Annotated in this window: 24 protein-coding genes; 10 read left to right on the top strand and 14 right to left on the bottom strand. The window is 71.3% G+C overall.

Annotated elements, in window-relative coordinates; genetic code table 11:
- Positions 1-98: 98 nt before the first annotated feature.
- Positions 99-476, top strand: a complete 378-nt coding sequence (locus tag ACZ6SQ_RS02115; RefSeq protein WP_469555710.1) for a hypothetical protein — start codon at positions 99-101, stop codon at positions 474-476.
- Between the two features lies 1 nt (position 477).
- The gene (locus tag ACZ6SQ_RS02110; protein ID WP_469555707.1) at positions 478-1,422 is read left to right on the top strand and encodes a hypothetical protein; all 945 of its coding nucleotides are present in this window, start codon (positions 478-480) and stop codon (positions 1,420-1,422) included.
- Between the two features lie 109 nt (positions 1,423-1,531).
- Here ACZ6SQ_RS02110 and ACZ6SQ_RS02105 read toward each other — a convergent pair whose 3' ends face one another.
- The 8 genes from ACZ6SQ_RS02105 to ACZ6SQ_RS02070 form a co-directional block, all read right to left on the bottom strand.
- Positions 1,532-1,846 carry a hypothetical protein gene (locus tag ACZ6SQ_RS02105; protein WP_469555703.1) on the bottom strand — a complete coding sequence of 105 codons (315 nt, stop codon included), beginning with the start codon at positions 1,844-1,846 and terminating at the stop codon, positions 1,532-1,534.
- Positions 1,847-1,965: 119 nt separating this feature from the next.
- Positions 1,966-2,700, bottom strand: coding sequence for a translation initiation factor IF-2 (locus ACZ6SQ_RS02100; RefSeq protein ID WP_469555702.1), 735 nt, complete (start codon positions 2,698-2,700; stop codon positions 1,966-1,968).
- 107 nt (positions 2,701-2,807) lie between these two features.
- Entirely contained in the window at positions 2,808-3,431 is a 624-nt protein-coding gene (locus ACZ6SQ_RS02095; protein ID WP_469555699.1) for a dihydrofolate reductase family protein, read from the bottom strand.
- A 203-nt stretch (positions 3,432-3,634) separates the two neighbouring features.
- Positions 3,635-4,600: an SMP-30/gluconolactonase/LRE family protein gene (locus tag ACZ6SQ_RS02090; protein WP_469555697.1), complete on the bottom strand. Its 966-nt coding sequence runs from the start codon at positions 4,598-4,600 to the stop codon at positions 3,635-3,637.
- Positions 4,601-4,802: 202 nt separating this feature from the next.
- Positions 4,803-5,849: a M4 family metallopeptidase gene (locus ACZ6SQ_RS02085; protein WP_469555693.1), complete on the bottom strand. Its 1,047-nt coding sequence runs from the start codon at positions 5,847-5,849 to the stop codon at positions 4,803-4,805.
- 164 nt (positions 5,850-6,013) lie between these two features.
- Positions 6,014-6,622 carry a dihydrofolate reductase family protein gene (locus ACZ6SQ_RS02080; RefSeq protein ID WP_469555690.1) on the bottom strand — a complete coding sequence of 203 codons (609 nt, stop codon included), beginning with the start codon at positions 6,620-6,622 and terminating at the stop codon, positions 6,014-6,016.
- A gap of 133 nt (positions 6,623-6,755) precedes the next feature.
- On the bottom strand, positions 6,756-7,646 hold the full coding sequence (locus ACZ6SQ_RS02075) for a glycoside hydrolase family 19 protein (RefSeq protein WP_469555688.1): 891 nt from the start codon (positions 7,644-7,646) through the stop codon (positions 6,756-6,758).
- 324 nt (positions 7,647-7,970) lie between these two features.
- Positions 7,971-9,401 carry an MFS transporter gene (locus ACZ6SQ_RS02070; RefSeq protein WP_469555771.1) on the bottom strand — a complete coding sequence of 477 codons (1,431 nt, stop codon included), beginning with the start codon at positions 9,399-9,401 and terminating at the stop codon, positions 7,971-7,973.
- A 193-nt stretch (positions 9,402-9,594) separates the two neighbouring features.
- Between ACZ6SQ_RS02070 and ACZ6SQ_RS02065 the strand changes: the two genes are divergently transcribed.
- Positions 9,595-10,071 carry a MarR family winged helix-turn-helix transcriptional regulator gene (locus ACZ6SQ_RS02065; RefSeq protein ID WP_469555685.1) on the top strand — a complete coding sequence of 159 codons (477 nt, stop codon included), beginning with the start codon at positions 9,595-9,597 and terminating at the stop codon, positions 10,069-10,071.
- A 70-nt stretch (positions 10,072-10,141) separates the two neighbouring features.
- Here the strand turns inward: ACZ6SQ_RS02065 and ACZ6SQ_RS02060 are convergent, their stop codons facing one another.
- The 3 genes from ACZ6SQ_RS02060 to ACZ6SQ_RS02050 all read right to left on the bottom strand — a co-directional run bounded on the left by ACZ6SQ_RS02060 (position 10,142) and on the right by ACZ6SQ_RS02050 (position 12,998).
- Positions 10,142-10,678 (bottom strand): GNAT family N-acetyltransferase, encoded by a 537-nt coding sequence (locus tag ACZ6SQ_RS02060; RefSeq protein ID WP_469555682.1) that lies wholly within the window; start codon positions 10,676-10,678, stop codon positions 10,142-10,144.
- 191 nt (positions 10,679-10,869) lie between these two features.
- A complete protein-coding gene (locus ACZ6SQ_RS02055) occupies positions 10,870-12,477 on the bottom strand; it encodes an MFS transporter (RefSeq protein WP_469555680.1) in 1,608 nt (535 codons plus the stop codon).
- A 65-nt stretch (positions 12,478-12,542) separates the two neighbouring features.
- Positions 12,543-12,998 carry an SAM-dependent methyltransferase gene (locus ACZ6SQ_RS02050; protein WP_469555768.1) on the bottom strand — a complete coding sequence of 152 codons (456 nt, stop codon included), beginning with the start codon at positions 12,996-12,998 and terminating at the stop codon, positions 12,543-12,545.
- A 159-nt stretch (positions 12,999-13,157) separates the two neighbouring features.
- Here ACZ6SQ_RS02050 and ACZ6SQ_RS02045 point away from each other — a divergent pair, with 159 nt between their 5' ends.
- Positions 13,158-15,989 (top strand): ATP-binding protein, encoded by a 2,832-nt coding sequence (locus tag ACZ6SQ_RS02045; RefSeq protein WP_469555677.1) that lies wholly within the window; start codon positions 13,158-13,160, stop codon positions 15,987-15,989.
- A gap of 70 nt (positions 15,990-16,059) precedes the next feature.
- On the opposite strand, the gene ACZ6SQ_RS02040 is transcribed toward ACZ6SQ_RS02045, so the two are convergent.
- Positions 16,060-16,893, bottom strand: coding sequence for a PIG-L family deacetylase (locus ACZ6SQ_RS02040; protein WP_469555675.1), 834 nt, complete (start codon positions 16,891-16,893; stop codon positions 16,060-16,062).
- Between the two features lie 294 nt (positions 16,894-17,187).
- Here ACZ6SQ_RS02040 and ACZ6SQ_RS02035 point away from each other — a divergent pair, with 294 nt between their 5' ends.
- Positions 17,188-18,078: a hypothetical protein gene (locus ACZ6SQ_RS02035; protein ID WP_469555671.1), complete on the top strand. Its 891-nt coding sequence runs from the start codon at positions 17,188-17,190 to the stop codon at positions 18,076-18,078.
- A gap of 39 nt (positions 18,079-18,117) precedes the next feature.
- Here ACZ6SQ_RS02035 and ACZ6SQ_RS02030 read toward each other — a convergent pair whose 3' ends face one another.
- Positions 18,118-18,702 carry a DinB family protein gene (locus ACZ6SQ_RS02030; protein WP_469555669.1) on the bottom strand — a complete coding sequence of 195 codons (585 nt, stop codon included), beginning with the start codon at positions 18,700-18,702 and terminating at the stop codon, positions 18,118-18,120.
- A 242-nt stretch (positions 18,703-18,944) separates the two neighbouring features.
- Here ACZ6SQ_RS02030 and ACZ6SQ_RS02025 point away from each other — a divergent pair, with 242 nt between their 5' ends.
- From ACZ6SQ_RS02025 to ACZ6SQ_RS02010, 4 genes are all read left to right on the top strand, one after another.
- A complete protein-coding gene (locus ACZ6SQ_RS02025) occupies positions 18,945-19,271 on the top strand; it encodes a PepSY domain-containing protein (RefSeq protein ID WP_469555668.1) in 327 nt (108 codons plus the stop codon).
- A 120-nt stretch (positions 19,272-19,391) separates the two neighbouring features.
- Complete coding sequence (locus tag ACZ6SQ_RS02020; RefSeq protein ID WP_386376916.1) at positions 19,392-20,069, top strand: response regulator transcription factor; 678 nt, start codon at positions 19,392-19,394, stop codon at positions 20,067-20,069.
- Positions 20,059-21,288 carry a sensor histidine kinase gene (locus ACZ6SQ_RS02015; protein WP_469555665.1) on the top strand — a complete coding sequence of 410 codons (1,230 nt, stop codon included), beginning with the start codon at positions 20,059-20,061 and terminating at the stop codon, positions 21,286-21,288. Before ACZ6SQ_RS02020 ends, ACZ6SQ_RS02015 begins: the two co-directional genes overlap by 11 nt.
- A gap of 144 nt (positions 21,289-21,432) precedes the next feature.
- Positions 21,433-22,782, top strand: a complete 1,350-nt coding sequence (locus tag ACZ6SQ_RS02010) for a hypothetical protein (protein ID WP_469555663.1) — start codon at positions 21,433-21,435, stop codon at positions 22,780-22,782.
- Between the two features lie 15 nt (positions 22,783-22,797).
- On the opposite strand, the gene ACZ6SQ_RS02005 is transcribed toward ACZ6SQ_RS02010, so the two are convergent.
- Positions 22,798-25,455: an AMP-binding protein gene (locus tag ACZ6SQ_RS02005; protein WP_469555662.1), complete on the bottom strand. Its 2,658-nt coding sequence runs from the start codon at positions 25,453-25,455 to the stop codon at positions 22,798-22,800.
- A gap of 148 nt (positions 25,456-25,603) precedes the next feature.
- On the opposite strand from ACZ6SQ_RS02005, the gene ACZ6SQ_RS02000 reads away from it, so the two are divergent.
- On the top strand, positions 25,604-26,647 hold the full coding sequence (locus ACZ6SQ_RS02000) for an iron ABC transporter substrate-binding protein (protein WP_469555659.1): 1,044 nt from the start codon (positions 25,604-25,606) through the stop codon (positions 26,645-26,647).
- Positions 26,648-26,653 lie beyond the last annotated feature (6 nt).

The following is a 26,653-nucleotide window of genomic DNA, read 5'->3' as shown; positions in this document are numbered from 1 at the left end:
CCAGGCGACGGCAGGAGAGAACCTGATTGCGGCAATTGCCCGACGTCGGTGACGGCCCGGTGCAACGATGGCCGCCGACGGGGGACGGGGAGGCCGGATTGACAGGCAGGGACGCGGCGGGGCTGGCGTATGTGTGCGCCCATTACGAGGAGTTGCGGGAAGTGCTCGGCGACGACGGCACCGATCCGTCGACGCCTCTGGCACGTCTGCGCTCGGCCTGCGACGGCGAAGTGGCGACGGTCGTAGGGCTGTTGGGCGATGTCGACGCGGCGCTGAGGGCCGCGACCGGCGATTTCGTGAGCATCCACGGTGTCGGTGGGAGCCGTCCCGGACAATCGAGCGGGCTGGAGCCGCTGGAGCACGTCTTCCGGTGTCCGCTGCGACAGTGCACGGGACGGCACGGCAGCGACGTGGCTGAAGCCCGGCCGGTCTGCTCGCTCAGCCGACGGGAACTCATCCGGGAACGGCTGGCCTGAGATGGGCGGCCTCTGGGTCGAACTGGGCAAGAAGCTCGCCGACCGCTGGGTGTCACTGCTGGTCCTGCCCGGGCTGCTCTACCTTGGCGTGGCCGCTGCCGCGCACACCCTCGGCCAGCGGCACGCCCTCGATGCCGCGAGACTGATCCAGGAGGTCACAGCCGCCGCCGCGCAGCCGGCCGTGACCGGAGTCGGCGGGCAGATCGTGCTGGTGGGTGCGATCATGGTCGCCGCCGCCGCGGCGGGGCTTGTCGCCGAGGCGATCGGCGCTCTGGTCGAACGACTGGTTCTGGCCGTCGGCTGGGCGGCATGGCCCCTGGGTCTGCCGGTCCTGGCCGGTTGGCGGGTACAACGTCGGCAGGAGCGCTGGGACGACGCCCACCGCGTCCACCACGAGCAGCGGCAGCTCACCCTCGCGCCCGACCCCGACGACCGGCCCAGTCCCGCGGTGGGGCGCGCCGCCCTCGCGCGGCGCACCCGAATCGCCCTGGAACGGCCCGAGCGTCCTACCTTTAGCGGCGACCGCGTCCAAGCCGTCGCCCTGGGTCTGGACCGAGAGTTCCGCCTGGACCTGGCCATCCTGTGGCCCTACCTGGAATCCGTCCTCCCCGAGGCCCTGGGCGCCCGGATCACCGAGACCCGAGCCGCGCTGGCCCGCGCCACGACCCTCGCCGGCTGGGCCGCGCTGTACGCGCCGCTCACCCTGTGGTGGTGGCCCGCCGCCCCGGTGACGCTGGTCCTGGCAGCGGCCGCCAGGCACCGCACCCGCAACTGCGTGGACGCCTACGCCCGCCTCCTCGACGTCGCCGCCCGCCTCCACACCGCCGACCTGGCCACCCAGCTCGGGTTCGACCACACCGGCCCCCTCACCCCGGAGCTCGGCGCCCGCCTCACCCACCACCTGCGCACCGAGCCCCCACCACCGCCCGCCTCGCCCGGCGGCTGACGAGGCCAGTCACGCTCGACGGCCTCAGGCGTCCGAAGGCTGTCGTGCTCGACGGCCTCAAGCGTCCGAAGGCTGTCGCGCTCGACGCCGCGGACAACGGTCTGGTGGGTCACTGCTGATGCGCCACCGCATCTCTGTGCAGTTCCACGGCAGCCAGCAGGCTCAGCCCGCGTTCCGCCTTCCGTAGTGCCTTCACCGCGGCGACCGAGGTGATGTCCCCGGTGAAGCCGACGGCGTCCAGCCGGGTACGGACCCAGCGAGCGCGCAGCTCGGACTCGGTGGCAGCGGCGCTGGACTCGACAACGGCGACGGCGCGCTCCAGGCCCGGACGCTCCTCCGGCGGTGCGGCGGCGAGTGCCTGGCGCAGCGCGGCGGCGACCACGTCTGCGTCACGGACGAGGATCACGTGGTGGTGTTTCGTCATGCGATTCACCTTGATCGCCAAGGCCTGTGCGGGGCAAGCGACTTGAGGAGGCTCAGAGGTCGGGTCGTGGGGGTCCGGTTCCTCGGCGGGCTCCCCTCCGCCCGGAGCCGGGGACCCGCTCAGTGCGGCGGCGGTAGCGGGTCCAGGGCGTTGCCGACGGAGCAGCCGCCCTCCCCGGGCATCCGCTGGATCCGAGGCGGCACCCACACCTCGGTGGCGCCGGGGCCGACGCGTGCGAGAAGGCAGTCCTGCGCGTCGTAGCCGTTGCCCTTCACCGACAGGAGAACGCCGACCCGTCCGCCGTCCGTCTTCACCTCCGTACGGATCGCCGGATCCAGGTCCAGGGCGGCCAGCACGCGGCGCACCTCGGCCTCCTCCGCCTGGCCGCCCTCCGGCACCCGCGGCAGCTTCTTGCGGAGCTCCTCGTAGGGCAGCTCGGGCGGTTCCGGTGGCGGGGCGAAGGTCATCGGAGGGCCGTCCGGGCAGTCCACGTCACGGGGATCCTCACCCCACTCCGACTTGGGCGAGACCCGCACCTCGAAACAGCGCTGGACGACGACCTCCTGCGGGTCGAGCCAGTCGCTGTACGCCGAGCCGGACGTGCGGATGACCACATCGATGCCGTCCCCGTCGTGTGTCGAGGTCCCGGTCACCCGCAGTACCTCCACCCCGTCGATACCGGCGGCGGAGCGTCCTACCTCCTCCGCCGTGCGCGGACGCTGACTGTAGAGCCGCTCGCCGGCCGTCCTGGCCCTGTCCCGTGCGGAGTCCGCCGCCTCGTCCTCGGAGGACTGCACCACGCCGCAGCCGACGGTGAGCAGCAACAGCGGTGGGAGTAGCAGCAGTTGGCGCATGCGCCCATCCTTTCCGGCGCCGCGCGGCACGGGCAGCCGCTCACCTACTCAGACCGGCGTAGGCGATCGTACTCAGGCGGTGCGGTGGTCGTCTCCCGTGGCTCCACTCAGCCGTCGAGCCCTTGGGCGGGTGCCGAGTCGCTGGGCGCGTCGCGGGCGTACGTGACACGGAATCGCAGATGGGTGACGTGCGGCGAGGCGAGGAGCCTGGTCCGTTCCAGCTCGATGTGTTCCGTCCCGAGGTGGTCGAACAGCCGCCGGCCTTCGCCCATCAGCACCGGCGCGATCTGGAGGTTGATCTCGTCCAGGAGCCCGGCCCTGAGCGCCTGCCGGGCGATGTCCGCGCCCATCAGCGTGACGTCCTTCCCGTCCGCCGCCGCTTGTGCCTGCCGAAGCGCGCTGCCCACGTCACCGGTGAGGAACGTGAAGGACCCGCTCTTCATGGCCAGTCGGCTGCGGGGGGTGTGGGTCAGTACGAAGCACGGCACCGGGAAGGGCGTGTCCTGCCATACCCCGACGCCGACGTCGAATGTTCTTCTGCCCAGTACGACGGCGCCGGTCGAAGCGGAGATCTCACGCGCCACTGCGGTGTCGACGTCGTTGGTCGATGCGTTGAAGATCCATTCATGCAGCCGCAGACCGCCCCGGCCCATGGGATGTTCGACGCTGATGTCCGGACCGGCCATGAAACCGTCAAGCGACATAGTGCAGTTGAGGACCATCTTGCTCATCGGGCGAGCACCTCTCTCCGGGGATTGTTGCCTGGCATCCACCGAAGTCAGACCGTTCGACGGAGCCGAACTCATCGGCCTTCACAAGCCCAACTCATCGGCCTCGAAGCCGGACTCGTCGGCCTCCGCCAGGGCAGCCCGGACCTTCGGCCCACGAGCCCCGATCCACGCAGGTGAGCGACCCGCCCGGCACTCCCCGGTACCTACCTGTGCTGTCCGTATCCCGGGCGGGCCGCGGACGGCGGGGCGGCGAGGCCTGTCGGTGTGTTGAGGCCGGTGAAGGCGAGGGTCACCTGTCCGCCGCCGGTCTCGCGGACGCGCACGACCCGGTTGTTGAACCCGTCGGCGACGTACAGGTTGCCGGTGCCGTCGAGCGCGAGTCCGAGCGGGGAGTTCAGGCCGGTGGTGGGCACGACGCTCTGCCGGCCCGTGCCCCCGGCCAGCTTCACCACTCGGTTGTTGCCGCTGTCGGCGACGTAGAGGTCACCGGTGGTGCTCAGGGCCAGTCCGGTCGGCTGGGAGAGGCCCGTGGTGGGCACGGTGCTCTGGCCGCTGCCGTCCGCGGCCACCCTGACGACCCGGTCGTTGACGAAGTCGGAGACGTACAGATGCCCTTCAGGCGCCCACGCCAGCCCCCACGGGTGCAGAAGTCCCTGTGTGGTGACGGTCGTCTGGCCCCCGCCGTCGGCGGCCACTCTCACGATCCGGTCGTTGAAGCTGTCGGCGATGTAGAGGTTCCCGGCCGGGTCGACGGCGAGTCCCAGCGGGCGCGACAGGTCGCTCGTCGGCACGACGGACTGCTCCCCGCCGTCCGGGGGCAGGACGACGACCCTGTTGTTGCCGGTGTCGGAGACATAGAGCCGGCTCGCGGCGTCCCAGACCATGCCGCTCGGCCGTACCAGGCCCGTCAGCGGGACGGTGATCTGCTCGCCGCCGTCCCTCGACAGGGTGACCACCCGGTTGTTGCCGTAGTCGGACACGTACGGGGGTGAGCCGAGGGGCGACCGTGCGTCACTGGGCTGCGAGGCGCTCGTCGCCCACGCGGGGAGGGCGCAGATCAGCATCAGACCCACCGCGGCGCCCAGCCGCCGGGTCCACCTCCGGGCCGGCCCGCGGCCGCCCGCAACCGGGGGATCGATCGTGGTCGACTCGGCCGACATACCTGCCATGACTCACCTGCCTGTGCGATGGACGGTCGGCCCCGTGCCGTACCCCCGCCGACCCTAGGAAGCGCCGCACGTCCGCACGGGAGCCACGCCACCGGGCCGCGCGCCCGCCACTCCAATGCCAGGCGCATGTCCACTGGTCACGGTGCCCCGGAGACGGCGTTCCGGCCGCCTCCGGGGCGTCGCGTGTCAGGCGATGCCGGTGTCAGGCGATGCCGGGGATACCCCGTCCCTGGAACGCGGCGCGGACCGCGTCCGCCGCGCCCTTGCCGTACATCTTCCGCGCCGTCTCGACCGTCGTGTTCGCGGCCGCCGCGAAGCCGGTGTCGGCGGCGAAGCCGAACTGGGCGTTGACGATGATCCGGTCGGCGACGCGCGGGCCGAGTGCGGTGCGGATGTCGAGCAGCGCACGGGACCAGATCTCGCCGTCGGCGTGGACCTCGCCGACCCGGTCCGCGTACGTCTTGTCGGAGTCGATGCGGCGCAGACAGTGCGGGGCGTCGCTGTACGTGACGGAGTCCCAGTCGGCGACGCAGGCGGCGTCGGCCTTCAGCGGCCAGCCGTACCGTGCGGCGGCGTGCTCGCCGACGGCGACGGCAAGGTAGTCGCCGAACGCCTCGCCGATGGAGCCGGCCTCCACGGAGGTGCCGAAGCCGGGTACCTGGGCGTGGTGCACGGCGTGGCCGTACTCGTGCACGACGACCTCGGCGTCCTCGGCGTCGTCCACGCCGCCCTTGCCGAAGCGGATCTCCGCCTTCTTGTCGGTGAAGAAGGAGTTGTCCGCGCCCCACTGGTTGATGCGGACCGGCTGCACCCTGTCGTTGGCGCCGGGCAGCTCGCTGCCGAAGCCGAGGCCTTGCAGGTACTCCTGTGCCTCGTTGACCCAGAAGTACGCCATGACCTGCTCGAACTGGTCGTCGTGCCGGTCGTACGAGGCGGTGTCGGTGAGCCGTGCGGAGGCGCCGGTGTCGGAGCGGACCGAGGCCCAGCGGCCGGAGAGCCCGCCGCTGCCGTCCAGGTTGCGCAGCGCGACGATGGCGTAGGCGGTGGCGGGCACCGCGTCGGCGGCGTCCTTGCCGTCGGTGAGGGTCTGGTCGCCCGAGGACTGGACGGGATTGACCATGAAGACGCGGGCCTGCGGGCCGGGCGCGGCGGGGGCGGTGCCCGTGGCGGTGGCCTGGCCGGCCGTGACGATCAGGGCCACGGTGGCGGTGGCCCCGGCGAGCAGTCCGCGGGGTGTGCGGCGAGCCATGTACATCCTTCCGTTTACGGATGGCGTGGAAGCGGCGGTGTGGTGCGGGCGTGATCTTCGCGCACTGTCCCGCTTTTGACCAGGTTCATGGCAGGCCGCGTGCCCCTGCGGGGGTGTCCGGCTGGTCGGGCCCGGCGACGCGGGCCCGGAACGGCCGGATGTTCTCACTCTCCGAGCGTGGCGACGGCCTCCTCGTACCCGCCCGTCGGCGGCGCGGTGTCGGGACCGTAGACGAGGTTCAGCACGCCCGTGGCGAAGGTCTCCGACCTGAGCAGCTTCAGCGGGATCGACGGCTCGCCCTCGTCGAACAGGCGCATGCCCTTGCGTACGGCGATGGGGTGGACCAGCAGATGCAGCTCGTCGAGGAGGCCTGCGGCCAGCAGCTGCCGGACGACGGAGACAGAGCCGCTCAGCGAGATGTCGCCGCCCGGTTCGCTCTTGAGCGCGGCGGCGACCTCGGCGACATCACCCGACGCCTGTTCGGAGTTGCGCCAGTGCAGGTCGAGCTGCCGGCGTGAGAACACGATCTTGCGCATGTCGCCGAGCTGCTTGGCGAAGCCTGATTCCTGACCGCCCGCGGCCTCCCGCTCGGGCCAGGCGCCGGCGAAGCTGTCGTACGTCCTGCGGCCGAAGAGCAGGATCTCCGTGCTGTTCATGCCCGCACTGACGGCGGCGCCCATCTCGTCGTTGAAATAGGGGAAATGCCACTGGTCGGGCGCCTCGACGACGCCGTCGAGCGAGATGAACAGGCTGGCGGTGATCTTCCGTGACATGGTGCCTCCGCATCCGGGTGCTGGTACCGGATACGACCGTGCCACCCGCCGGAAGTCATCGGCGGGCGGCACGCGGGTGACCACACCGACGGCGGGTGCGGTCACCCGCCGTCGGCGCCTGGACCCGTCGGCGTCAGCAGTAGAGGTTTCCGCCGGGGCCCACGCCGAGGATCTGTGTGAACTGCTGGTACTTGCTGACCCGGCTCTGGACCTGCGCGGGGTTCCTTCCGTCGCACTCCAGGGAGCCGTTGATGGAGCGGATGGTCTGGCCGAAGCCCGCGCCGTTCACCATCGCGTTGTGCGGGGTCATGGAGCCCGGGCCGGACTGGGTGTTCCAATACCACAGGGCCGTCTTCCAGGCCACGGCGGCGTCGTTCTGCACCAGCCACGGGTTGCGCAGCAGGTCGATGCCCAACGCGTCGCCCGCCGCCTTGTAGTTGAAGTTCCAGCTGAGCTGGATCGGCCCGCGTCCGTAGTAGGCGGCCTGACCGGCCGGACAGCCGTAGGGCTGGCTCCAGTCGCAGTAGTGCGGGTAGTTGGCGGTGTTCTGCTCGACCACGTGCACCAGTCCGCCGGTCTCATGGCTGACGTTGGCCAGGAAGGCGGCGGCCTCCTGCTTCTTGGTCGTGTCGCTGCCGGTCTGCGCGAATCCGGGGTAGGCGCTGAGCGCGGCGGTCAGACCGCTGTAGGTGTAGAAGCCGTTCCGGTTCGGGAACATCTGGTTGAACTGTGCCTCGGTCACCACGAAGGTACCGACGGGAGTGCCGGGGCCGTTGTCGCAGGCGTACGGCTCCCAGTACCAGGTGCTGATGATCGGGTCGTAGCCCGGGTTGTCGTGCTCGGCGATGTACGCCCGGCCGTCCGTGTAGCGGACGATGTCGCCGGTGCGGTACGCCTTTCCGGCCACCCAGCTGGGGTAGCTGGAGCAGGAAGCCGCGGAGGCGGTCGCGGCGGGCAGCAGCATCGGCGCCGCACCGGCGATCAGAAGAGCGGTCACGGCGGCGGCCAGGGGGCGTCTTGACATGGAGTCAGCTCCTTCGTGCGGCACGGCCGCCCTCCGGCAAGGAGAGACGGAGCAGACCTTGCCCGCACGTGCCGACGAAGCCGGACCGGCGTGGGGGGCCGCCGTGGTGGGGGGTGTGAGGGACACTCAACCGCTTTGGTCTGTACCAGTCAAGGGTGTAGACCAATTCGATCCGCGTGAGGGAGTGTCGGTGAACTCGCTTACAGGTAGCCGGAGTCGGGCGATTGCGGTTGCCTGAACGGCCGCGTCGCCGGTCGCGGCCGTTCAGGGTCGTACTGATGCTGAAACCGTCGGTTGTGTCGTCAGTCAGAACCCTTCGCCCGCTCACACAGGCCTGGCCTCCGATACGGCTGTCGAGGTCTCAGCGGTCTCGGACGAGACGGTCGGCCGACGCGCGGGGGTGCGGGGCGGCTGTGTCTTCCTGAGTCCGGCCAGGGCGACGAAGGCGACCAGGACGAAGGCGGCTCCGGCGATGGCGAAGCTCAGGGTGAACTGGCTCTCCCGGGGGAGGGCGGGCATACCGGCGGGCAGGTCGACGGTTCGCGACGCCAGCAGCGAGGTGACCACCGCGCTCGCGACCGCGCTGCCGACGGAACGGGAGATCGAGTTGATGCCGTTGGCGATGCCGGTCTGCTCGGCCGGGACGCTGGCGACGATGAGCGCCGGCATGGAGGCGTAGCCGAAGCTGATCGCCAGACCGATGAGCATGCCCGCGCCGATCACGGAGGCACTGGTGTCGTGCGCGAGCGTCAGCCAGGCGAAACCGAGCACGCCGAAGCAGGCGCCCGCGGCCAGCGTGACGCGCGCGCCGAGCCTGCCCACCAGGACACCACCCGCCTGCGCGCCCGCGAGGGAGACGATCGTGGTCGGCAGCAGATAGACGACCGAAGCGGCGAGTACCGAAGCGCCGAAGCCGTAGCCGACGAGGTCCTCAGGCATCTGCACGAGGTACGAGACGCCGATGAAGTGCGTGAACATCGCGAAGCCCAGCAGCAGGCCCGCCAGGTTGGTGAGCAGCACGGACCGGTGGGTGAACATCCGCATGTCCACCATCGGCTCCTTGACCCGCTTCTCGGTGAGGACCCAGACGCCGGTCATGACGACGGCACCGGCGAAGGAGCCGAGCGTGCGGCCGGACGTCCAGCCCCACTCGTGCCCCTGGGAGAGGGGCAGCAGCACGAGCACCAGCAGCATGCCCAGGGTCAGCGCGCCCAGCCAGTCCGTGCGGCCGCCCGTCTTCGACTTGGAGGCCGGCACCACGAACAGGACACCCGCCAGTGCCACCACGGCGAGCACGGCCGCCAGCCAGAAGACCCGGTGATAGTCGGGGTGGGAACCCTGGGTGAGGAGCCCGGCTCCGACCAGGGCGAGCCCACTGCCGAACGCGAGTGTGCCGCTGACCAGGGCCATCGCCCCGTGCAGCTTCTCCGGCCTGATCTCCTCGCGCAGCACGGAGAGGGCGAGCGGGAAGATCGCGGTGGCCGCGCCCTGCAGCACTCGCCCGACGATCAGCCAGGTCAGCGAGCTGGTGGTGGCGGCGAGAACCGAACCGGCGATCATCACGAGCAGTACGCCGACGAGTGTGGGCTTCTTGCCGTGCTGGTCGCCGAACCGGCCGAGCAGGGGAGTGAACACCGCGGCCGACAGCAGTGTCGCGGTGGTCACCCAGCTGACGTTGGCCGTGGTGGCCTTCAGGTCGCTCTGGATGATCCCCAGGATCGGCACGACCAGGGTCTGCATCATCGAGACGACCATGGCGGCGAGTCCGAGTACCAGGACCGTCCCGGTCTGTCCGGAGGATCTCGACGACGCCACGGCCTGTGAGTGAGACACGGAAGTTCTGCCCTAACTACTTGAGGATCGCGATACTTGAGAACGTCAAGCAACTCGGCAGACGGTAGACCTTAATATTTGAGATGGTCAAGCTTCCTGGCGTAGGGTGATTCACATGACAGCAACCCGCGGTATCGGAACGGCTCGGCTCATGGAGCTGCTCTCGGTGTCGCTCGCTGCCTACTACGGCGACTTCACGGCGGCCGCGGCGAGCGAGAACCTCACGGCCAGCCAGGGCAAGACGCTCAACGTGCTGCGCCGGGGCCCCGCCGCCATGCGCGTCCTCGCCACCATCCTGTCCTGCGACGCCTCCAACATGACGGGGATCGTGGACCGCCTGGAGAAGCGCGGCCTGGTGCAGCGCGAGCCCAGTCCCACCGACCGCCGCGTGAAGAACGTGGTCCTCACCGCCGAGGGCGAACGTGTCATCGACGTGATCCGCGGCAAGATGCACACCACACGCGCCGGTCTGGACAGGCTCAGCGACCAGGAGCAGGCCACGCTCTACGAGCTCCTGGAGCGCGCTTTCTCGCCCGATACCGAGATGGCTCCGACCGAACCCCAGGGCGACGCCTCCGCCGCTCAGGCGTGAGAGGCCGACCGGCCCGGGAGCGCCGACCGGCCCGGAGCGCCGACCGCACGTCCAGGCCCATGGACGGGGGTCAGCCGATCGTCAGCCGCCACCTGATCTCTCCGTCGTGCCACTCGTCGGTGCTCGTGAGACCCACCGCGGCGGCGACGCCGGCGGACGCCTTGTGGTCCGGGTGGATATGGGCGACGACCGTGTGCACCGCGTACTCCCGAAGCCAGGCGACCAGTCCGCGAGCCGCTTCGGTGGCGATACCGCGTCGCTGCCACGGGGTGCCCACCACCCAGGCGATCTCCGCGACGGCTCCGCGCTCGTCCGCGGTGATCGTCGCCTGGAGCGTGCCGGTCAGGCAGCCCGCGTCGCGGAGCCGGATCGCCCAGTTGCACCAGCTCTCGGCGGGGTCGGGCGAGCCGATGGCCCAGCGTTCGTAGCGGGCGCGCAGGGCCTGGGCGGTGTCCGGAGCGCCGCCGATGAAGGTGTGCAGCGCGGGGTCGGACAGCACCGTGGCCATCTCGTCGGCGTGCGCGACCTCCAGGGGAACCAGGGTCAGCCGGTCGGTTCGGAAGGTTTCCGGCCTGATGCCGATCACGCTGCCTCCTGGGTGGAACATGCGACGAGTATGCCGCGCCCGCAACGGGCACCGGTCGACGGCCCACCCTCCGTTCCGTCCGTGGACAGCGGGACGACGCGGAGACGATCATGACAGGTGAGTGATCCGAACCGGGGCCCAGGTGCGGAACGTGCAACACCTGCGCCCCGGGCGACTGTTACGGCTTCCCCGTCCTGCGGCAGGCGCGGGCGTCACGGGCGTGGGACGCCTGGACGGCGGTCCGTTCCCTTCGCCTGGTCCGGCATTCCGGAGTCGACCGCGGCGATGGCCGGGCGGGCGGCGGCACGACGGGGGCCCAGGGCGAGAATGGCCGCGGCGGTCACGGCCAGCAGCGACGCCGACACCAGGTAGGCCACGGCGTACCCGTCGATGAAGGCTTCGACGGCGACGCGGCCGAGCCGTTCACCGCCGGCTCCGAGGCGCTCGGCGACGGCCTGTGAGGCCGCGAGGGACTCCTGGGCCGCGTGGACGGCCCCGGGCGGCAGGCCGGACGGGGCGTTGTCGTCGATGCCCTGGCGGTAGCCGTCGTTGAGGACGCTGCCGAGGACGGCGATGCCGAGCGTCCCGCCGACCTCGCGGGCGGCGTCGTTGACCGCGGAGGCCACCCCCTGCTTGTGGGCGGGCAGGGAACTGACGATGGAGGTGGTGGCCGGGGTGGTGGCCAGGGCCATACCGGCGCCGATCGGCAGCAGCCCGGCGAGCACCAGCCAGTACGAGGCACCGGCGTCGAGGCGGCTGAGGACGAGGACGCCCACGGTGAGCAGGCCCAGCCCGATCCCCGCGGCGCGGCGGGCGCCGATCGTTTCGACGAGGTGCGGCGCGCGCCGTGAGATGCCGCCGAGGACCAGCCCCATGGGGGTCATCGCCAGACCGGCCTGGAGCGCCGTGTAGCCGAGGATGAGCTGGAGGTACTGGAGGACGATGAAGACCATGCCGAAGAACACGAAGAACTGGACGGTGATGGACAGCACGCCGGTGGCGAAGCCGCGCAGCCGGAACAGTCTCGGGTCGAGCATGGGATCGGTCGTACGCAGGCTCCAGGCCAGCCACAGGGCGCCGCACAGCGCGCCCGTGGCGAACGCGCTGAGAGTGACGGTGTCGGTCCAGCCGCGGTGTGGGCCCTCGATGGTCCCGTAGACGATCCCGGCGAGGGCGAGTGAGGACAGCAGTCCGCTGACCGCGTCGACGCGTGGTGCGCCGCTCTCTCGCGTGTCGGGGATGACGGCGACCGCGGCGACGAGCGTGAGCACGGCGAGGATGCCGCCGAAGACGAAGATGGACGGCCAGGAGAACCACTCCAGCAGCAGACCCGAGGTCAGCAGGCCGAAGACGGCACCGGCGCCGGCCACACCGATCCACGCGCCGACCGCCTTGGTGCGCTCGGCCGCGGGAAACGAACTGGTGATGATCGACAGGGTGGTCGGCATGACGAGGGCCGCGCCGATACCGCTGATCCCGCGCAGCGCGATGATCGCGGCGGGCTCGTCGACGGTGGCCGCCGCGAACGCTCCCGCGGCGAACAGCGCGAGTCCGGCGACCAGGAGGGGCTTGCGGCCGAACCGGTCGCCGACCGCACCCGCGGGGAGCAGGAGTCCGGCGAAGGCCAGGGCGTAGGCGTCGACGATCCACTGGAGCTGGGTCTGGTCGGCGCCGGTGTCCCGTGCCAGGCCGGGCAGGGCGACGTTGAGCGAGGGGACAGCCGACACCACGACGGCGAGGGACATCAGGACGACGGCGAGCACCGCGTGGCGGCGGCCGGCCGTCAGTGCGGGCGGCGACGTGCGCGGGACGGTGGACACGATGCATCTCCCGGGCTGGTTGGAGGGCGGGCGGTCGGGCCGGACGGGCGGGAGCGCGGGGCGGCTCAGTAGTAGTCGCGCATCAACTCCGTGGCCCACTCGGGCTGGCGGACCTCACCGAGCGTTCCGAACTCGGTCATGTACGGCTTGATGTCCAGCACCGGCGAGCCGTCGACCGCGTCCAGACCCACGACGTGGAGGTCGAGACCGTCGACGGAGATCAGGCGGCAGCGCGAGACGCCGAGGCGGTTGGGGCGGTTCTTGGCGCGCTGGGCGAAGATGCCGACGCGCGGCCAGTCAGGGTTGCCGCGGGGGTGCCGGGCGCCGGTACGCACCTCGTCGGCGGGTACGAGGTGGAACGCGAAGACCACCTCGATGTGCGAGAACTCCGCCAGTCCGAGCAGGGATTCGCTCCCGAACGCGTCGGCGTCCAGACGGATGGAGGCGCGCTCCACGCCCCAGTCGTCGTCGTACGGCTCCGGCCGGCCTCCCACCACATGGCCCACGGGTTCCACGAGCATGAACTCCTCCTCGGATTCGACGAGTTCCGGCACCGCGACGGGGCCGGCCGACATCCTCGACGCTAGAGACCGGGACGGTGGGGCGGATCTGTCATGCGTACCGGGATCGACGGGCCGGGCGCCCGGACGTCCAGGGCGGGGACGGCGTATGTTGGCCCGGTGATTCACGGGCGCGAGGCGGAGCGGGCGCACCTGGCGGACATGCTCGCCGCGGCGACCGCGGGCCGTCACCAGGCGGTGGTCGTACGGGGAGAGGCCGGAATCGGCAAGTCCGCGCTGCTGGACCACGCGGCGCGACTCCACGGGGCGCGGCCGATGCTGCGGATCACCGGCACGGAGGCGGAGGCCGACCTGCCCTTCGCCGCGCTGCACGCCCTGCTGCACCCGGTCCGGCACCGGATCGACGCCCTTCCCGCCCCTCAGTCGCTCGCGCTGCGGGCGGCGCTCGGCGAGGGCTCCGCGCGCGGCGGCGACCGCTTTCTCGTGGGACTCGCCGTGCTGACGCTGCTCGCCGATCTGAGCGAGGGCGGGCCACTGCTGTGCGTGGTCGACGACGCGCAATGGCTGGACCAGGCATCCGCCGACGCGCTGCTGTTCGCCGTACGGCGCCTGAACGCCGAGCGGATCGCCGTCGTGTTCGGCGCCCGCAGCGGAGACCGCCCGTTCCCCGCGGCCGGAGTCGCGGAGATGGTCCTCACGGGACTGGACGCCGAGCGGGCGGCGGCCCTGCTGGCCGAGCGCTGCGGCGAGATCGCCCCCGCGGTCCGGGACCGGGTCATAGCCGAGGCCGAGGGCAACCCCCTCGCGCTGATCGAACTGTCCGCCATGCTCGGCCCCGAGGAACAGGCCGGGAGACTGCCCGCCCTGACCCTCTACACCGAGAGTGCCACCCCGGCGGGCAGGGTCGAGACCGCCTACCGCGAACGCATCGCCGCGCTCCCGGAACGCACCAGGATCCTGCTCGCCCTCGCGGCCGCCGACGGCACGGGCGCGCTCGACCTCATCCTCCGGGCGGCGCACCGCCTCGCCACCGGTGCCGAGGACCTGGAGCCCGCCGAACACGCCGGCCTGGTCCAGGTCGGCGCCGCCGTACTGACCTTCCGACACCCGCTGGTCAAGGCCGCCGCCTATCGCGGCGCACCGCTGACGGTCCGTCAGGCGGCTCACCGGGCGCTCGCCGACGCGCTCGGCGAATCGGGCGACGCCGAGGACGACCGGGACGGCGCGCAGGACCGCCGCACGCATCACCTGGCCGCCGCCGTCACGGGCGTGGACGAGTCACTGGGCTACCTGGTGGAGCATGCCGCCGACCGCACGCTGCGCCGCGGCGCGCCGGCCCTCGCCGCCTCGGCGTTCGAGCGGTGCGCGCAGCTCAGCGAGGACCGTGAGCTACGGGCCCGGCGACTGGCCGCCGCGGCCGAAGCCGCCTTCGCCGCAGGGCAGTTGGAACGGGCCGACCGCCTCGCCGTCCGCGGCACCCGGCTCACCAGACAGCCGGCCGTGTCGGCGCGGCTGGCCGCGGTGACTGCCGCCCTGGAGTTCGAGCGGGGCAACGCCGCGAGCGCCGGCCGGATCGCCGTGGACGCCGCCGAGGCCACGGCCTCGACGTCACCGGAGCAGGCGGTCGACCTGCTCGGCGCCGCCGCCGGATACGCCTGGTTCGCGGGGGACGGTGAGACGCTGCGCCGCTCCAGCCGCCTGATGGCGATCGCCCAGCAGCACAGCGACGTACCGCTCGGACAGATCCCCTCCGTCGTACGCGGCACCGAACTGCTGCTGTCCGGCGACCATGCCGCAGGACTCGACCTGCTGCGCGTCTCGCTGACCTCGACCGGAACCTCGGTGTCCGGCGACGTCCTCGCCGCCACCTACGTGGTCTTCGCGGGACTGCGCACCGGCGCGGACACCGAGACACTCGCCGCCGCCGACGAACTGACCCGGATCTGCCGGGCCCAGGGCCGGATCAGCGACCTGCCCCACGCGCTGCAACTGAGAACCCAGGCCCGCATCTTCCTCGGCCTCCTCCCGGCGGCCGAGGCGGACGCGGCCGAGGCGCTCCGCGTCACCGACGCCATCGGGCACACACAGCGGGCGCGCAGCATCCAGGGCGTGCTGTCCCTCGCCGCGGCGACCCAGGGCGACGTGACGCGCTGCGAGGAACTGGCCGGCACGGGAATCGACGGCGGCGTGGCGCCGGGCGCCTCCTGGGGCGGCTACGCCCTCGGGCTGCTCGCCCTGGGCCTGGGCGAGCACCGCCTGGCCGTGAACCGGCTGACCGCGCTGCACGCCGGACCCGTCGGCCACACGGTGATCGTCCGCTTCGCGCTCCCCAGCCTGGTCGAGGCAGCCGTACGGCTCGGTGAGCCGGACCGCGCGGCAGCACCGTTCACCCGCTTCGACGACTGGGCCCGCGGCAGCACCCGGCCATGGGCGCTGGCGGTCGCCGAACGCTGCCGCGCCCTGCTGAGCACCCCGGAGCACGCCGAGCGGCACTACCTCGCCGCGCTGGAGCACCACGAGCACGCCACCCGCCCCTTCGAACACGCCCGCACCCTGCTGCTCTACGGCGAATGGCTGCGGCGCGCCCGCCGCCGCAACGACGCGGCGACCCGGCTCCGGGCGGCGGCCAGGATCTTCCACGGCCTCGGCGCGGTGCCGTGGTTCGACCGCACGACGGCGGAACTGACCGCCATCGGTGCCGCACCGCGCGGCACCGCCCCCACCGAAGCCGTCGACGAACTCGCCGCGCTGACAGCGCAGGAACGGCAAGTGGTCCTGCTCGCCGCGACGGGCGCCAGCAACCGCGAGATCGCCGCACAGCTGTTCCTGAGCCACCGCACGGTCGGCTACCACCTCTACAACGCGTTTCCCAAACTGGGCATCGCGTCGCGCGGTGAACTGTCCCGCTTCCACCGCGCGTCACCACGCCCGGCCGCGTCAACGGCCGCGCCGGGGGAGCGGGACGCGCCGGTGGTCGACGGCCGGACCTGACCGGCGACTCGCCGGCCGCCGAACCCTTGCCTCGGCGGCCCGCCGGTCCACGGCCTCACCCGTACGCCCGTCAGCGCAGTCCGGCGAAGAGGTCGTTCTCGGGCACGGCCGCGCCGGTGGTGTCCTGGACCCGTACGAAGGTCTCGACGCCCATCAGCTCCGTGAACCTCTCCTGGCCCATCCTGAGGAAGAAGATGTTCTCGCCCTGGCTGGCGTGCGCGGCCAGTGCGTCGAACTTCTGGCCACCGAACGCGGAGGTGTCCACCCAGGTGGTGATCTCGTCGTCGGGGAGCCCGATCTCGGCCAGTGCGGCCGCCTCGGCGGGATCCGGCTCCGGAGCCTCCTCACCGAACTCGCGCATGACCTCCCCGAACCGCGCCATCATCGAGCGCGGCGCCGTCGTCCAGTACACCTTCGGTGTCAGCTCGGTCATCGCCAGCGCCGCCATCGTGATGCGGTTGGCCTGGATGTGATCGGGGTGGCCGTAGAAGCCGTTCTCGTCATAGGTGACGACCACATCGGGCTGGTAGTGCCGCAGCAGTTCCGCGAGCCGGGCGGCACCTTCCTCCACGGGGGTCTGCCAGAAGGAGCCGGGGGCCTCGTTGGTCGGCCAGCCCATCATCCCGGAGTCCGCGTAGTCCAGCGTCTCCAGGTGACTGATCTTCAGGATGTCGCAGCTCGCCCCGAGTTCCTGCCGCCGAAGCGTGGCGACCGCCGTGGGATCGTGGCCGGGGTCTCCCGGCTTGACACCGCCCGGCCCGTCGCCGCAGCCGCCGTCGGTACAAGTGACGAGGACCGTGCGAACGCCCTCCGCCGCGTACTGGGCGAGGACACCTCCCGTTCCGGTGGCCTCGTCATCGGGGTGGGCGTGTACCGCCATGAGCGTCAAGGGCCGGTCGTTCATGAAGCAGTCCTCCTGTGTGCAAGGTTTCGGTCCGAGTTCGCGGCTGGCCCATGGACGGTCGTCCCTCGGTATCAGTTGCCGGACGACCGGGGCACACGGTCCGTAGGGCCAGGGACCGAGTCGGTCCGTGAACTCCGCCCGCCCGGGGCCGCCGCTCTCTTGATCGATACAACGGTGCCGCTCGGACCGGATGTTCCCGTGACAGGACGACCAAGTCGGCCAGCGGCTCGGCCGGGTTGGCGAAACCTTGGTGAACCGCTGGAGCAGTGGTCACGTGCTGCGTATCATCCGCCCATGTCGAACGCGATATCCGGCGGTCCGGAGACCATGCTGGCAGCAGGCGGCACCACGGCCCGGTTCAACGGCACGCGACTGCGGATCGTCCGGGGCGAGACGAAATGGACCGTGCCGGTGCCGGCCATCGGGGCAGCGGAGCTGACGCCGGCCGGGGCGGCGGTACGGATCACGATCAGCGGTACCCCGGGCCCGGACGCCCGGCACGGTCTGGGGCAGGACGTGGAACTGCAGGCTCCCAACGCGCGTGCCGCCGCGGCGTTCCTGGACAAGGTGACGGCCGCGCTGGCCAGGACCGTGCCCGTGGCGGACGGGCACGGTCTGATACGCGTGGAGACCCAGCCGCCGCGACGACGTCAGCTTGGTCCGCGAGCCCGAGTCGTGGTGCGGATCGCCTACGCACTGCCGCCCTACGCACTGCTGCTCTTCATACTGGGTCTGTTCAGCCCACTGGAGCGTGCGACAGCCGCGGAGACCCTGATCGTGGGCGGCGTCCTGGGCCTGGTCGGCGGCATCCCGCTGCTGCGTGTGGTGCGACGCGTGCGGTCGCTGTGGCTGCTGCGCAGGCGCGGTGTCGGCGTGGTCGGTGAAGTGACCGGCTATGTCCACATCTGGGACAAGGGTGGCCATATCTGGGTCTTCTCCCGGATGACGTTCACCACCGTCGACGGGCGCCGGATGACGGACATCCCGTCGGTCGTCACCGTCTCGGGCTTCTCCGACGGGGCACACAGTGGCCAGGTCGACCTCAACTACGACCCCGAGCACCCCACCCGCGCCAGCCGCCCGATCACCGCAGGCTTCGCCTTCCGCACCCTGCTCCTCGCCTCCGCGGCAGCGATCCCGACGACAGGCTTCGTACTCTGCGTCCTCGCGAACCTGCCGCTCTGAACACCCGGCCCTATACGTCCAACGCCTTTGTCGGGACCTCTAAGCCCTGATCGGTGCGGCCGATCTGGCGGCCCGCTCGATCTTCGCCAAATAGGCCGCGCGGGCTTCCTCGTCGATCTGCTGCTCGTTCTCGGCGCGCACGCCGGTCCGGCCGTCGAGGGCCTCGCGCAGGATGTCGGCGTGCCCGGCATGCCGGATGGTCTCGCCGAGGACATGGACCATGATGGCGAACAGGTTCGTGTTGGGACAAGGCTCCGTCCACCACGGCACGTGGCCGGGGGCGTCGAGGGGAAGCTCGTTGATCGTCGCGTCCGAGTGTTCCCACGTGCGCCGGTAGAACCCGATGATCTGATCGCGGGTCTCGTCCTCGGCCGCCCACATGTCGCTGCCGTCGTGGTCCTGCCACCGGGGCAGCGGCTCCGGGGAAGGGCGGTCGAAGACCTCGCCGAAGTACCTGGCCTCGACGGTGGCCACGTGTTTGACCAGGCCGAGAAGGTTGGTCCCGGTCGCTGTCAGAGGCCGGCGGGCGTCGTACTCGGACAGGCCGTCGAGCTTCCAGAGCAGCGCCTCGCGGTCCCGCCGCAGTCGCCCGTGCAGGTTGCCCTTCGCGAATTCGTCGATCATGCGGCATGAGCCTGCCATGGGCTGATCCTGGTCTCAAGATCCCGTAAATGGTTCGCGACGAGCGGGAGAGCCACGGCCTGGCCATGGCCGCCGCCCCGACCTGCTCCAAGAGGCTCGCCGGCAGCGCCGGAAACTGACCGTTCCTTCAGATTCGTTCAGCGTCTGTTCAGGGGGCCGGGCGCATCATGAAGGCGTCAGCCCGGCCGCAGGCGGCGGCCGGGGACGCGGCGAGAGGACTCGCCATGAAGCGCAGAAGCAAGTGGATCGTCGGGGCCGCGTTCTCCGCCCTCCTCATAGGTGGTGGCACCGGCATCGCTCTGGCGACGAGCGCGGGGGACGACAACGAGAAGCCCATCACGGGACCCGCGCTGGAGAAGGCGAGCGCCGCGGCCCTTGCGTACACCGGCGCAGGCGAGGTCACGGACTCCGAGGTCGGCGACGAGGAGGGCTACTACGAGGTCGAGGTCACGCTCGACAACGGCAAGCAGACCGACGTTCACCTCGACCAGGACTTCAAGGTCCTCGGCAGCGAGACGGACGGCGCGGACGAACCGAACGACGCTGATTGATTCGGCGCGCCGGGTTGTGGAGAGGCCGGTGGCCGGGGCGGCGTCGGCCCGGCCTCCGTCACTCCGCGTGCGCGAGCGGTTGCGTTTGCCACCGAGGAGGGCTTCCGTAGCGTGGACCGTATGCGGGTGCTGGTCGTCGAGGACGAGGAGCGGTTCGCGGCCGGGCTGAGGGACGGGCTGGAGGCCGAGGGGTTCGTCGTGGACGTCGCGCTCGACGGGGTGGACGGCCTGTGGATGGCGCGTGAGAACACGTACGACGCGATCCTGCTCGACATCATGCTGCCGCGCCTCAACGGCTACCGGGTCTGCCGGACCCTGCGCGGTGAGGGCGACTGGACGCCGATCCTCATGCTCACCGCCAAGGAGGGCGAGTGGGACGAGGTCGAGGGCCTCGACACCGGTGCCGACGACTACCTCACCAAACCCGTCTCGTACGCCGTGCTGCTCGCCCGGCTGCGGGCACTGCTGCGGCGCGAGGCGCACGAGCGGCCCGCCGTTCTCATGGCCGGTGATCTGCGGCTGGATCCCGCCGCCCGCACGGTGACCCGGGCCGGACGGCAGATCGAGGTCACGGCACGGGAGTTCGCCGTGCTGGAGTTCCTGATGCGGCGGACGGGCGAGGCCGTGAACAAGCGGACCATCCTCGACCATGTCTGGGGCGACGACTTCGAAGGCGACCCGAACATCGTCGAGGTGTACGTGCGGCGCCTGCGCAACAAGATCGACCGCCCCTTCGCGCGAGACTCGTTGCGGACCGTGCGCGGGCACGGGTATCGGCTGGTGCCGGATGGCGGATGAGCAGCGGCGCCTGTGGGCGGTGCGGGTACGGACCACGCTGATCGCCGTCCTCGCGGTCGGCCTCGCGCTGATCGCCGGAGGCACCGTCCTGGTGCTCCTGCTGCGGATCGAGCTGAGCAACGACGTACGGGACGCCGCGCGGACTCGTGCCCGGGAGGTGGCCCAGGTCATCGAGGAGGGCCGGGGGGTGCCCGCCGTCACCGTCACCGACCCGGACGAGGAGTTTCTCCAGGTCGTCGACCGGCAGGGGAAGGTCGTCGCGGCGAGCGCGAACATCCAGGGACTGCCGGCCCTGGCCCGGCTGGGGCACGGCGGCAGTACCCAGGTCGACACCCCGCTCGACGAGGACCCTTTCCTGGTCGTGGCCGTGACGGCACAGGACGGGGACCGGAGCCTGACGGTACTCGACGGCCGTACGCCCGCCGGGGTCGCCGAGGCCACGTCCACGGTCACCCGGATGCTGCTCGTCGGCCTGCCGGTCCTGCTGGTCCTGGCGGCCGCCTCGACCTGGGTTGCGGTGGGCCGGACACTGCGGAGGGTCGCCCGCGCCGAGGCCGCGCAGCGGCGCTTCGTCTCCGACGCCTCCCACGAACTGCGGTCGCCCGTCGCCACGGTCCGGCAGTCCGCCGAGGTCGCCCTCGCCCATCCGGGGCGCGCCGATGCCACGGCACTGGCCGGCACGGTGCTCGACGAGGCAGTGCGCATGCAGCGTCTCGTCGACGATCTCCTTCTCCTCGCCCGAGCCGACGAGGACGCGATCAGGCTGTCGCGGCGCCCCGTCGACCTGGACGATCTGGTCTTCGAGGAGGCCCGGCGGCAGCGCGAGCGGCAGGACGGTCCGCGTGTCGACAGCACGGGGGTCTCCGCCGGGCGGGTGCTGGGCGACGAGGACGCCCTGCGCCGGGTGGTGCGCAACCTCGGTGAGAACGCCGCCCGGCACGCCCGCTCCCACGTCGCCCTGACCCTCGGCACGGCCGGCGGCACCGTACGGCTCGACGTGGACGACGACGGTCCCGGGGTGCCGGAGGGCGAGCGGACCCGGGTCTTCGACCGTTTCGTTCGGCTGGACGAGGCCCGCGCGAGGGGAGCGGGCGGGGCCGGCCTGGGGCTCGCGATCGTGGCGGAGCTGGTGGCGGCGCACGAGGGCACGGTGACGGTGGGGACGGCGCCGGAGCTGGGCGGTGCACGCTTCACGCTGATCTTGCCGGCCGGCCCTTGAACGGCTCGGCGCGCGGCACCAGCCACCACGATCCGCACTGAATTCCTCCGCCCGGACCGCCTGACGCCGCGTTCAGGTGCGTTCAGCGCCTGTTCAGAGTGTCGGTGGGACGCTCGTCGCAGGCCACATCCCAAGGAGGCACCCATGGACACCGACCGCCACCTCCTGCTGACCGGAGCGTGCGTGTCCGCCGCCGCGCTCCTCGCCGGCGCGTGCTCGCAAGCCGCCGACACCGCGGAAGGCGGGGCCGGGCGAGGCGAATGCGTGCGGGTCGTCGACGAGGACACCGGCCGCACGGGAGACGCGTGCCTGCCCCTCGCCCCGGCCGAGGACCGGGTCGACCTCGCGGAGCCGAGCTTCACGCAACCCACCCGGATCACCAACCCTCTCCACCCCACCAGTGAGGTGAAACAGGTCGTCATGGGAGGACAGGTGGACGACAAGCCGTTCCGGACCGAGGTCAGCCTGCTGCCGGGCACGAAGAAGATCGCGTACGACGGCCGCTCCGTCGAGACGCTGGTCAGTCAGTACGCGGCGTTCTCCGACGGCCGGATCCAGGAGGTGGCCCTCGACTGGTACGCCCAGGCCGACGACGGGTCCGTCTGGTACTTCGGCGAGGACGTCTTCAACTACGAGAGCGGCGTCGTCGCCGACATGGAGGGCACCTGGCAGGCGGGCCGCGACGACGCGCCACCGGCGATGATCATGCCCGCGGCTCCCGAGAAGGGCGACGTCTACCGCCCCGAGAACCTCCCGGGGAAGGTGTTCGAGGAGGTCACCGTACGAGCCGTGGACCAGCCGGTCGACGGCCCCTACGGCGAGGTCGACGGCGCGATCACCGTCCGCGAACTGCACATGGACGGGTCGACCGAGGACAAGGTGTTCGCGCCGGGGTACGGGGAGTTCTCGACCGGCGCCGAGGGCGGAGACCTGGAGGCGGTCGCTCTCGCGGTGCCCACCGACACCAAGCCCGGGCCGCTGCCGGACCGGCTGACCGCCCTGGAGCGTGCGGCCGTCGCGGCGCACGAGTCGCCCGGGAAGGCCACCGTCCGTGAGGTCCGTGCCGCGTGGGACGCCTACCGGGCCTCGGACACCGTTGCCGAGTTGCTGGAGCGCCAGACGGAACGGGACCTCGTCGCTCTGGAGAGGGCCGGGACGGGGGCGCGGGCGGTGGGTCCCGCTCTGCGCGTCGCCCAGGACGTGACGGATCTACGGCTCCGCTACCAGTCCGTGCCGACGGTCGACAGGGACCGGCTCGCCCTCTGGACACGGCAGTTGGGCATCGACACGAACGCCGGTGACGAAGGCGCCGTCGCCGGTGACGTGACCGCACTGGAGCTCGTGTGGGAGCGGCTGCGGCACGAGGCTCCCGACGCCGCAGCCGTGGACACCTACCTGAGGAAACTGCGCGTGGCGGCCGACCACGAGGATCTGGCGGAGATCCGGCGTCTCGCGCCCGAACTCGCGAGTCTGCTTCCCGCTCAGCACCCGTGACGGAGTGCCTCGTCCCTATATCGCCCGCCGGAGTCTGCGTGTCGCGCGGGTCACGACGGCCGCGTAGCCGACGCCGAGCGCGAGGGAGGCGAACAGGGCGGTGAGGGGGAAACTGTCCTGAAGATAGGGGTAGACCTGGTAGTGCGTCAGGTAGATGAAGAGGGAACTGCTCGCCAGGACACCGGCGAGGGTGCTGAGAGGGCCGACGCTGGGCAGGGTCGGCACCCAGATCAGCAGCCCGAGCCCGGCGACGACGAGCGCCGTGCGCAGGGGCTGGTCCTGGAACAGGCCGGGGACGGTGAGCACCAGCACGGCTGTGAGCAGGGCACGTTGGCGTACGGTGTCGGCTCTCGCGGCCGCCCATCCCAGGGCGAACAGCCAGAAGACGACCGAGGGGCTCAGCTGGGGGCGGGCGGATGCCAGCCCGACCAGGTCGTAGCGGCCGACCAGGGCCAGGCCCATGAGGGCCAGCGGCACTCCGAACGCGTACCGCCGCTCCAGCCGGTCCAGCCGCGGTACGGCCAGGAGGGCGGCGAGGGCGACGAGATAGTAGACCAGTGCCTCCACGAACCAGTAGGCCCAGTCGAAGCGGTCGTTGCCCTGGGAGAGCAGGCTGTTGAGGAGGACGGCGTTGGCCGGGTCGTAGAAGTCGGTGAGGACCACGGCCCCGGTGATCCACACCATGCTCGGTACCGCGATGCGGGCGATGCTGCGCCACAGATGCCGGACCCGTTCCCGACGCGCGGTGTCGTTGAGCTGGAAGCGGGCGAAGTTGTAGCCGGCGACGCCGATGAGGATGTGGGCGAAGCCCTTGACGCTGAAGAGCTGGATGTGGGAGCCGACGATCAGGACGATGCCGACCGCGCGCAGGGCGATGCCGGTCTCCAGGGTGCGGCGGGTCCGCCAGGCCTGAGGGCTCGTCCAGCGGCGCAGCGCTTGCAGCGGCCCTGTGGTCCGCCCGGCCTGTCGAGTCTGCGGCTCGTCGTGTCCGCCTTGCCCGTGCGGTCTTCGCGTCCGGGGTGCCGCCAGGGTCCGCAGTTCACGGATGGTCCTGGTGTGCCAGTCGGTGGGCAGGTGGCCGAGGGTCTCTTCCAGGCGCAGGGACATTTCGACGTAGCACAGTGAGTCGCCGCCCAGGCTGACGAAGGTGCTGTCCTCGGTGGCGTCGGGGCGGTCGAGGATCTCCGCGAAGAGACGGCCGAGGTCCTCGTCCGTGCCGGATTCCTCCGGTGCCTCCGGCTCGGGCCGGGGCAGTCGTCGTACTGCTTCGTAGTCGGGCTTTCCCGTGGCCAGACGGGGGAGTTCGGGCAGGACAGCGACACGGATCGCGCGGGCCGGCAGGCCGCACTGCCGCGCGATCAGCCGCCGGATCCGGGTCGCGTCGCCGTCCTCGGCGAGGGCGGCCACCGCCAGCGCTTCTCCGTCGCCCGTGCAGTACGCGGTGACCTGGTGGTTCTTCAGCAGTGTCTCGACCTGCTGCGGGTCGACGCGCAGTCCGAGGATCTTCGCGAAGCGGCTGCGGCGGCCCACGATCTCGTAGAGCCCGTCGGGCGTGTGCCGGGCGAGGTCTCCGGTGTGCAGTTCCCGCACGGTCCGGCCGAGGGCGAGGGCGGCCGGGCTGTCGGCGTAGCCGAGCATGACGTTCGGCCCCGAGTAGACGAGTTCACCGACGTCCGGACCGTGGCCGTCGACCGGTTGGAGCCGGAAGGATCCTCCGGGTATCGGTACGCCGATGGTCTCGGGGCGTTCGGCGGCGAGGTGCGGCGGGAGGTAGGCCATACGGGCCGTGGCCTCGGTCTGGCCGTACATCACGAACAGTTCCCAGCCGGAGCGTCGGCCCAGTTCGGCGTAGCGGGTGACGCGTTCGGGCGCGAGCCGTCCCCCGGCCTGGGTGACGCGGCGCAGATGCGGCAGCGGCATGTGCTCGAAGCCGGCCCGGTCGAGCAGGTCGAAGGTGTACGGCACGCCGGCGAGGGAGGTGCCGCGTGCGGCGCGGAACTCGTCCCAGAAGGCGGCGTCGGACACCGACCGCTCGGTGAGGATCAGCCCGGCTCCGCGCAGCAGATGGCTGTGGAGGACGGACAGGCCGTAGCAGTAGTGCATGGGCAGCGTGGTGGCCGCGCGGTCGGTGTCGTCGATGCCGAGGTAGGTGGCGATGGACTCGGCGTTGGCCTGGAGGTTGTCGTGGGAGAGCCGGACCAGTTTGGGCGAGCCCGTCGAACCGGAGGTACTCAGCAGCAGGGCCAGGTCGGGGTGGAGGGTGTGGGCGCTCTCGGGGTGCCGTTCGTCGAGTGTCCAGGTTCCGTCGGCGCCGGGACGGGCCACGACATCGGGGGCGTACGCCTGGGTCAGTGAGTCGATCGTGGTGTCGTTGTCGCCGGGTACGAGCAGGACGGGGTGGCCGGCCGACAGGGCGGCGAGGTACGTGACGAGCGCGTCGGTGCGGTTGGCGCCGGCCAGCAGCACCAGCCGTGGTACCGGTCCGAGGCGCTCGGCGGTGGCCGTCACCCGTTCGGCCAGATCGCGGTAGGACAGTTCCCCGTCCGGCGTGAGGAGCGCGAGCCGGTCGCCATGGGCCGCGAGACGGCGTGCGAAGGGAACTGTTTTCGGCCATGTTGCGGATGGTGTGTAGGGGGCGGCAGGTGCCGGGAGGGATCCTGAGAGGTGGATCACGGGGCGCCCTTTCCACGGTTACGTCCGCTGCGGACTCAGAGCCCTTGACGATTAGGTAAGCTTTACCTTATTCATAGCATGGTCAGAAACAAGCCACAGAAACCTCACAGGATCGCTTCGCCGCGAGCCTCGTAGGAAGGCACACACCATGCGACGCCCCTCGGTCCGCCGGATCACCGCGCTGTTCGCGGCAGGTCTGCTGCTCCCCGCTCTCGCCGCGTGCGGCGCGGACGACAAGGGCAGCGGGGGCGAGGGCGGCGACGCTCTCGTCATCTACTCCGGCCGTAACGAGAAGCTGGTCAAGCCGATCCTCGACAAGCTGGAGAAGGCCGTAGGCACCAAGGTCGAGGTCCGCTACGGCGAGAGCGCCGAACTCGCCGCGCAGATCCTGGAGGAGGGCGACCGCACCAAGGCCGGGATCTTCTTCTCCCAGGACGCCGGCGCGCTCGGCGCCCTGTCCCGGGAGGGCATGCTCCAGAAGCTGCCCTCCGCCACGCTCGGCAAGGTCGACGAGGCGTACCGCGGCTCCGGCGGCGACTGGGTCGGCCTCTCCGGACGCGTCCGCGTGATCGCCTACAACCCCGACCAGGTCACCGAGGACAAGGCCCCCGACAGCGTCTTCGACGTCGTGAAGCCGGAGTGGAAGGGCAAGGTCGGCTTCGCGCCCACCAACGCCTCCTTCCAGGCCTTCGTGACCGGTATGCGGGTCCTCAAGGGCGACGACGTCGCCCGCAAGTGGCTCGAGGACCTCAAGGCGAACGGCGCCAAGACGTACGCCCACAACCTCGCCACCCTGGACGCCGTCGAGGCCGGCGAGGTCTCCCTCGGCCTGGTCAACCACTACTACTGGTACGAGCGAGTGGCCGAGAAGGGCGAGGACAAGGTCAACTCCCGGCTGCACTTCCTGCCGGGCCAGGACCCCGGCGCGCTGATCAACGTCGCCGGCGCGGGCATCCTCAAGGACAGCGGACAGAACGCGACCGCCCAGAAGGCGGTGGACTTCCTGCTGTCGCAGGAGGCGCAGACCTACTTCGCCGACACCACGAAGGAGTACCCGCTGGCCGCGGGCGTCACCAGCAAGGTGGAGGGCCTGCCGCCGTTCGACTCGCTCGAATCACCCGACATCGACCTCGGCAAGCTCGAATCGCTCCAGGAGACGCTGGCCATGCTCCAGGACGTCGGGCTGGTCTGACCCCAC

The organism is Streptomyces sp. NPDC048600 (assembly GCF_055587025.1).
Note: the sequence above shows the minus strand (reverse complement) of the source record. Positions and strands in the feature narration are given on the sequence as shown.

What these genes read in the sequence shown, in the direction of transcription:
- ACZ6SQ_RS02110 (WP_469555707.1), top strand. Translation starts at nt 478, where the DNA reads ATGGGCGGCCTCTGGGTCGAACTGGGCAAGAAGCTCGCCGACCGCTGG.
- ACZ6SQ_RS02105 (WP_469555703.1), bottom strand. Translation starts at nt 1,846, where the DNA reads ATGACGAAACACCACCACGTGATCCTCGTCCGTGACGCAGACGTGGTC.
- ACZ6SQ_RS02100 (WP_469555702.1), bottom strand. Translation starts at nt 2,700, where the DNA reads ATGCGCCAACTGCTGCTACTCCCACCGCTGTTGCTGCTCACCGTCGGC.
- ACZ6SQ_RS02095 (WP_469555699.1), bottom strand. Translation starts at nt 3,431, where the DNA reads ATGAGCAAGATGGTCCTCAACTGCACTATGTCGCTTGACGGTTTCATG.
- ACZ6SQ_RS02090 (WP_469555697.1), bottom strand. Translation starts at nt 4,600, where the DNA reads ATGGCAGGTATGTCGGCCGAGTCGACCACGATCGATCCCCCGGTTGCG.
- ACZ6SQ_RS02085 (WP_469555693.1), bottom strand. Translation starts at nt 5,849, where the DNA reads ATGGCTCGCCGCACACCCCGCGGACTGCTCGCCGGGGCCACCGCCACC.
- ACZ6SQ_RS02080 (WP_469555690.1), bottom strand. Translation starts at nt 6,622, where the DNA reads ATGTCACGGAAGATCACCGCCAGCCTGTTCATCTCGCTCGACGGCGTC.
- ACZ6SQ_RS02075 (WP_469555688.1), bottom strand. Translation starts at nt 7,646, where the DNA reads ATGTCAAGACGCCCCCTGGCCGCCGCCGTGACCGCTCTTCTGATCGCC.
- ACZ6SQ_RS02070 (WP_469555771.1), bottom strand. Translation starts at nt 9,401, where the DNA reads ATGGTCGTCTCGATGATGCAGACCCTGGTCGTGCCGATCCTGGGGATC.
- ACZ6SQ_RS02065 (WP_469555685.1), top strand. Translation starts at nt 9,595, where the DNA reads ATGACAGCAACCCGCGGTATCGGAACGGCTCGGCTCATGGAGCTGCTC.
- ACZ6SQ_RS02060 (WP_469555682.1), bottom strand. Translation starts at nt 10,678, where the DNA reads ATGTTCCACCCAGGAGGCAGCGTGATCGGCATCAGGCCGGAAACCTTC.
- ACZ6SQ_RS02050 (WP_469555768.1), bottom strand. Translation starts at nt 12,998, where the DNA reads ATGCTCGTGGAACCCGTGGGCCATGTGGTGGGAGGCCGGCCGGAGCCG.
- ACZ6SQ_RS02040 (WP_469555675.1), bottom strand. Translation starts at nt 16,893, where the DNA reads ATGAACGACCGGCCCTTGACGCTCATGGCGGTACACGCCCACCCCGAT.
- ACZ6SQ_RS02035 (WP_469555671.1), top strand. Translation starts at nt 17,188, where the DNA reads ATGTCGAACGCGATATCCGGCGGTCCGGAGACCATGCTGGCAGCAGGC.
- ACZ6SQ_RS02030 (WP_469555669.1), bottom strand. Translation starts at nt 18,702, where the DNA reads ATGATCGACGAATTCGCGAAGGGCAACCTGCACGGGCGACTGCGGCGG.
- ACZ6SQ_RS02025 (WP_469555668.1), top strand. Translation starts at nt 18,945, where the DNA reads ATGAAGCGCAGAAGCAAGTGGATCGTCGGGGCCGCGTTCTCCGCCCTC.
- ACZ6SQ_RS02020 (WP_386376916.1), top strand. Translation starts at nt 19,392, where the DNA reads ATGCGGGTGCTGGTCGTCGAGGACGAGGAGCGGTTCGCGGCCGGGCTG.
- ACZ6SQ_RS02015 (WP_469555665.1), top strand. Translation starts at nt 20,059, where the DNA reads ATGGCGGATGAGCAGCGGCGCCTGTGGGCGGTGCGGGTACGGACCACG.
- ACZ6SQ_RS02010 (WP_469555663.1), top strand. Translation starts at nt 21,433, where the DNA reads ATGGACACCGACCGCCACCTCCTGCTGACCGGAGCGTGCGTGTCCGCC.
- ACZ6SQ_RS02000 (WP_469555659.1), top strand. Translation starts at nt 25,604, where the DNA reads ATGCGACGCCCCTCGGTCCGCCGGATCACCGCGCTGTTCGCGGCAGGT.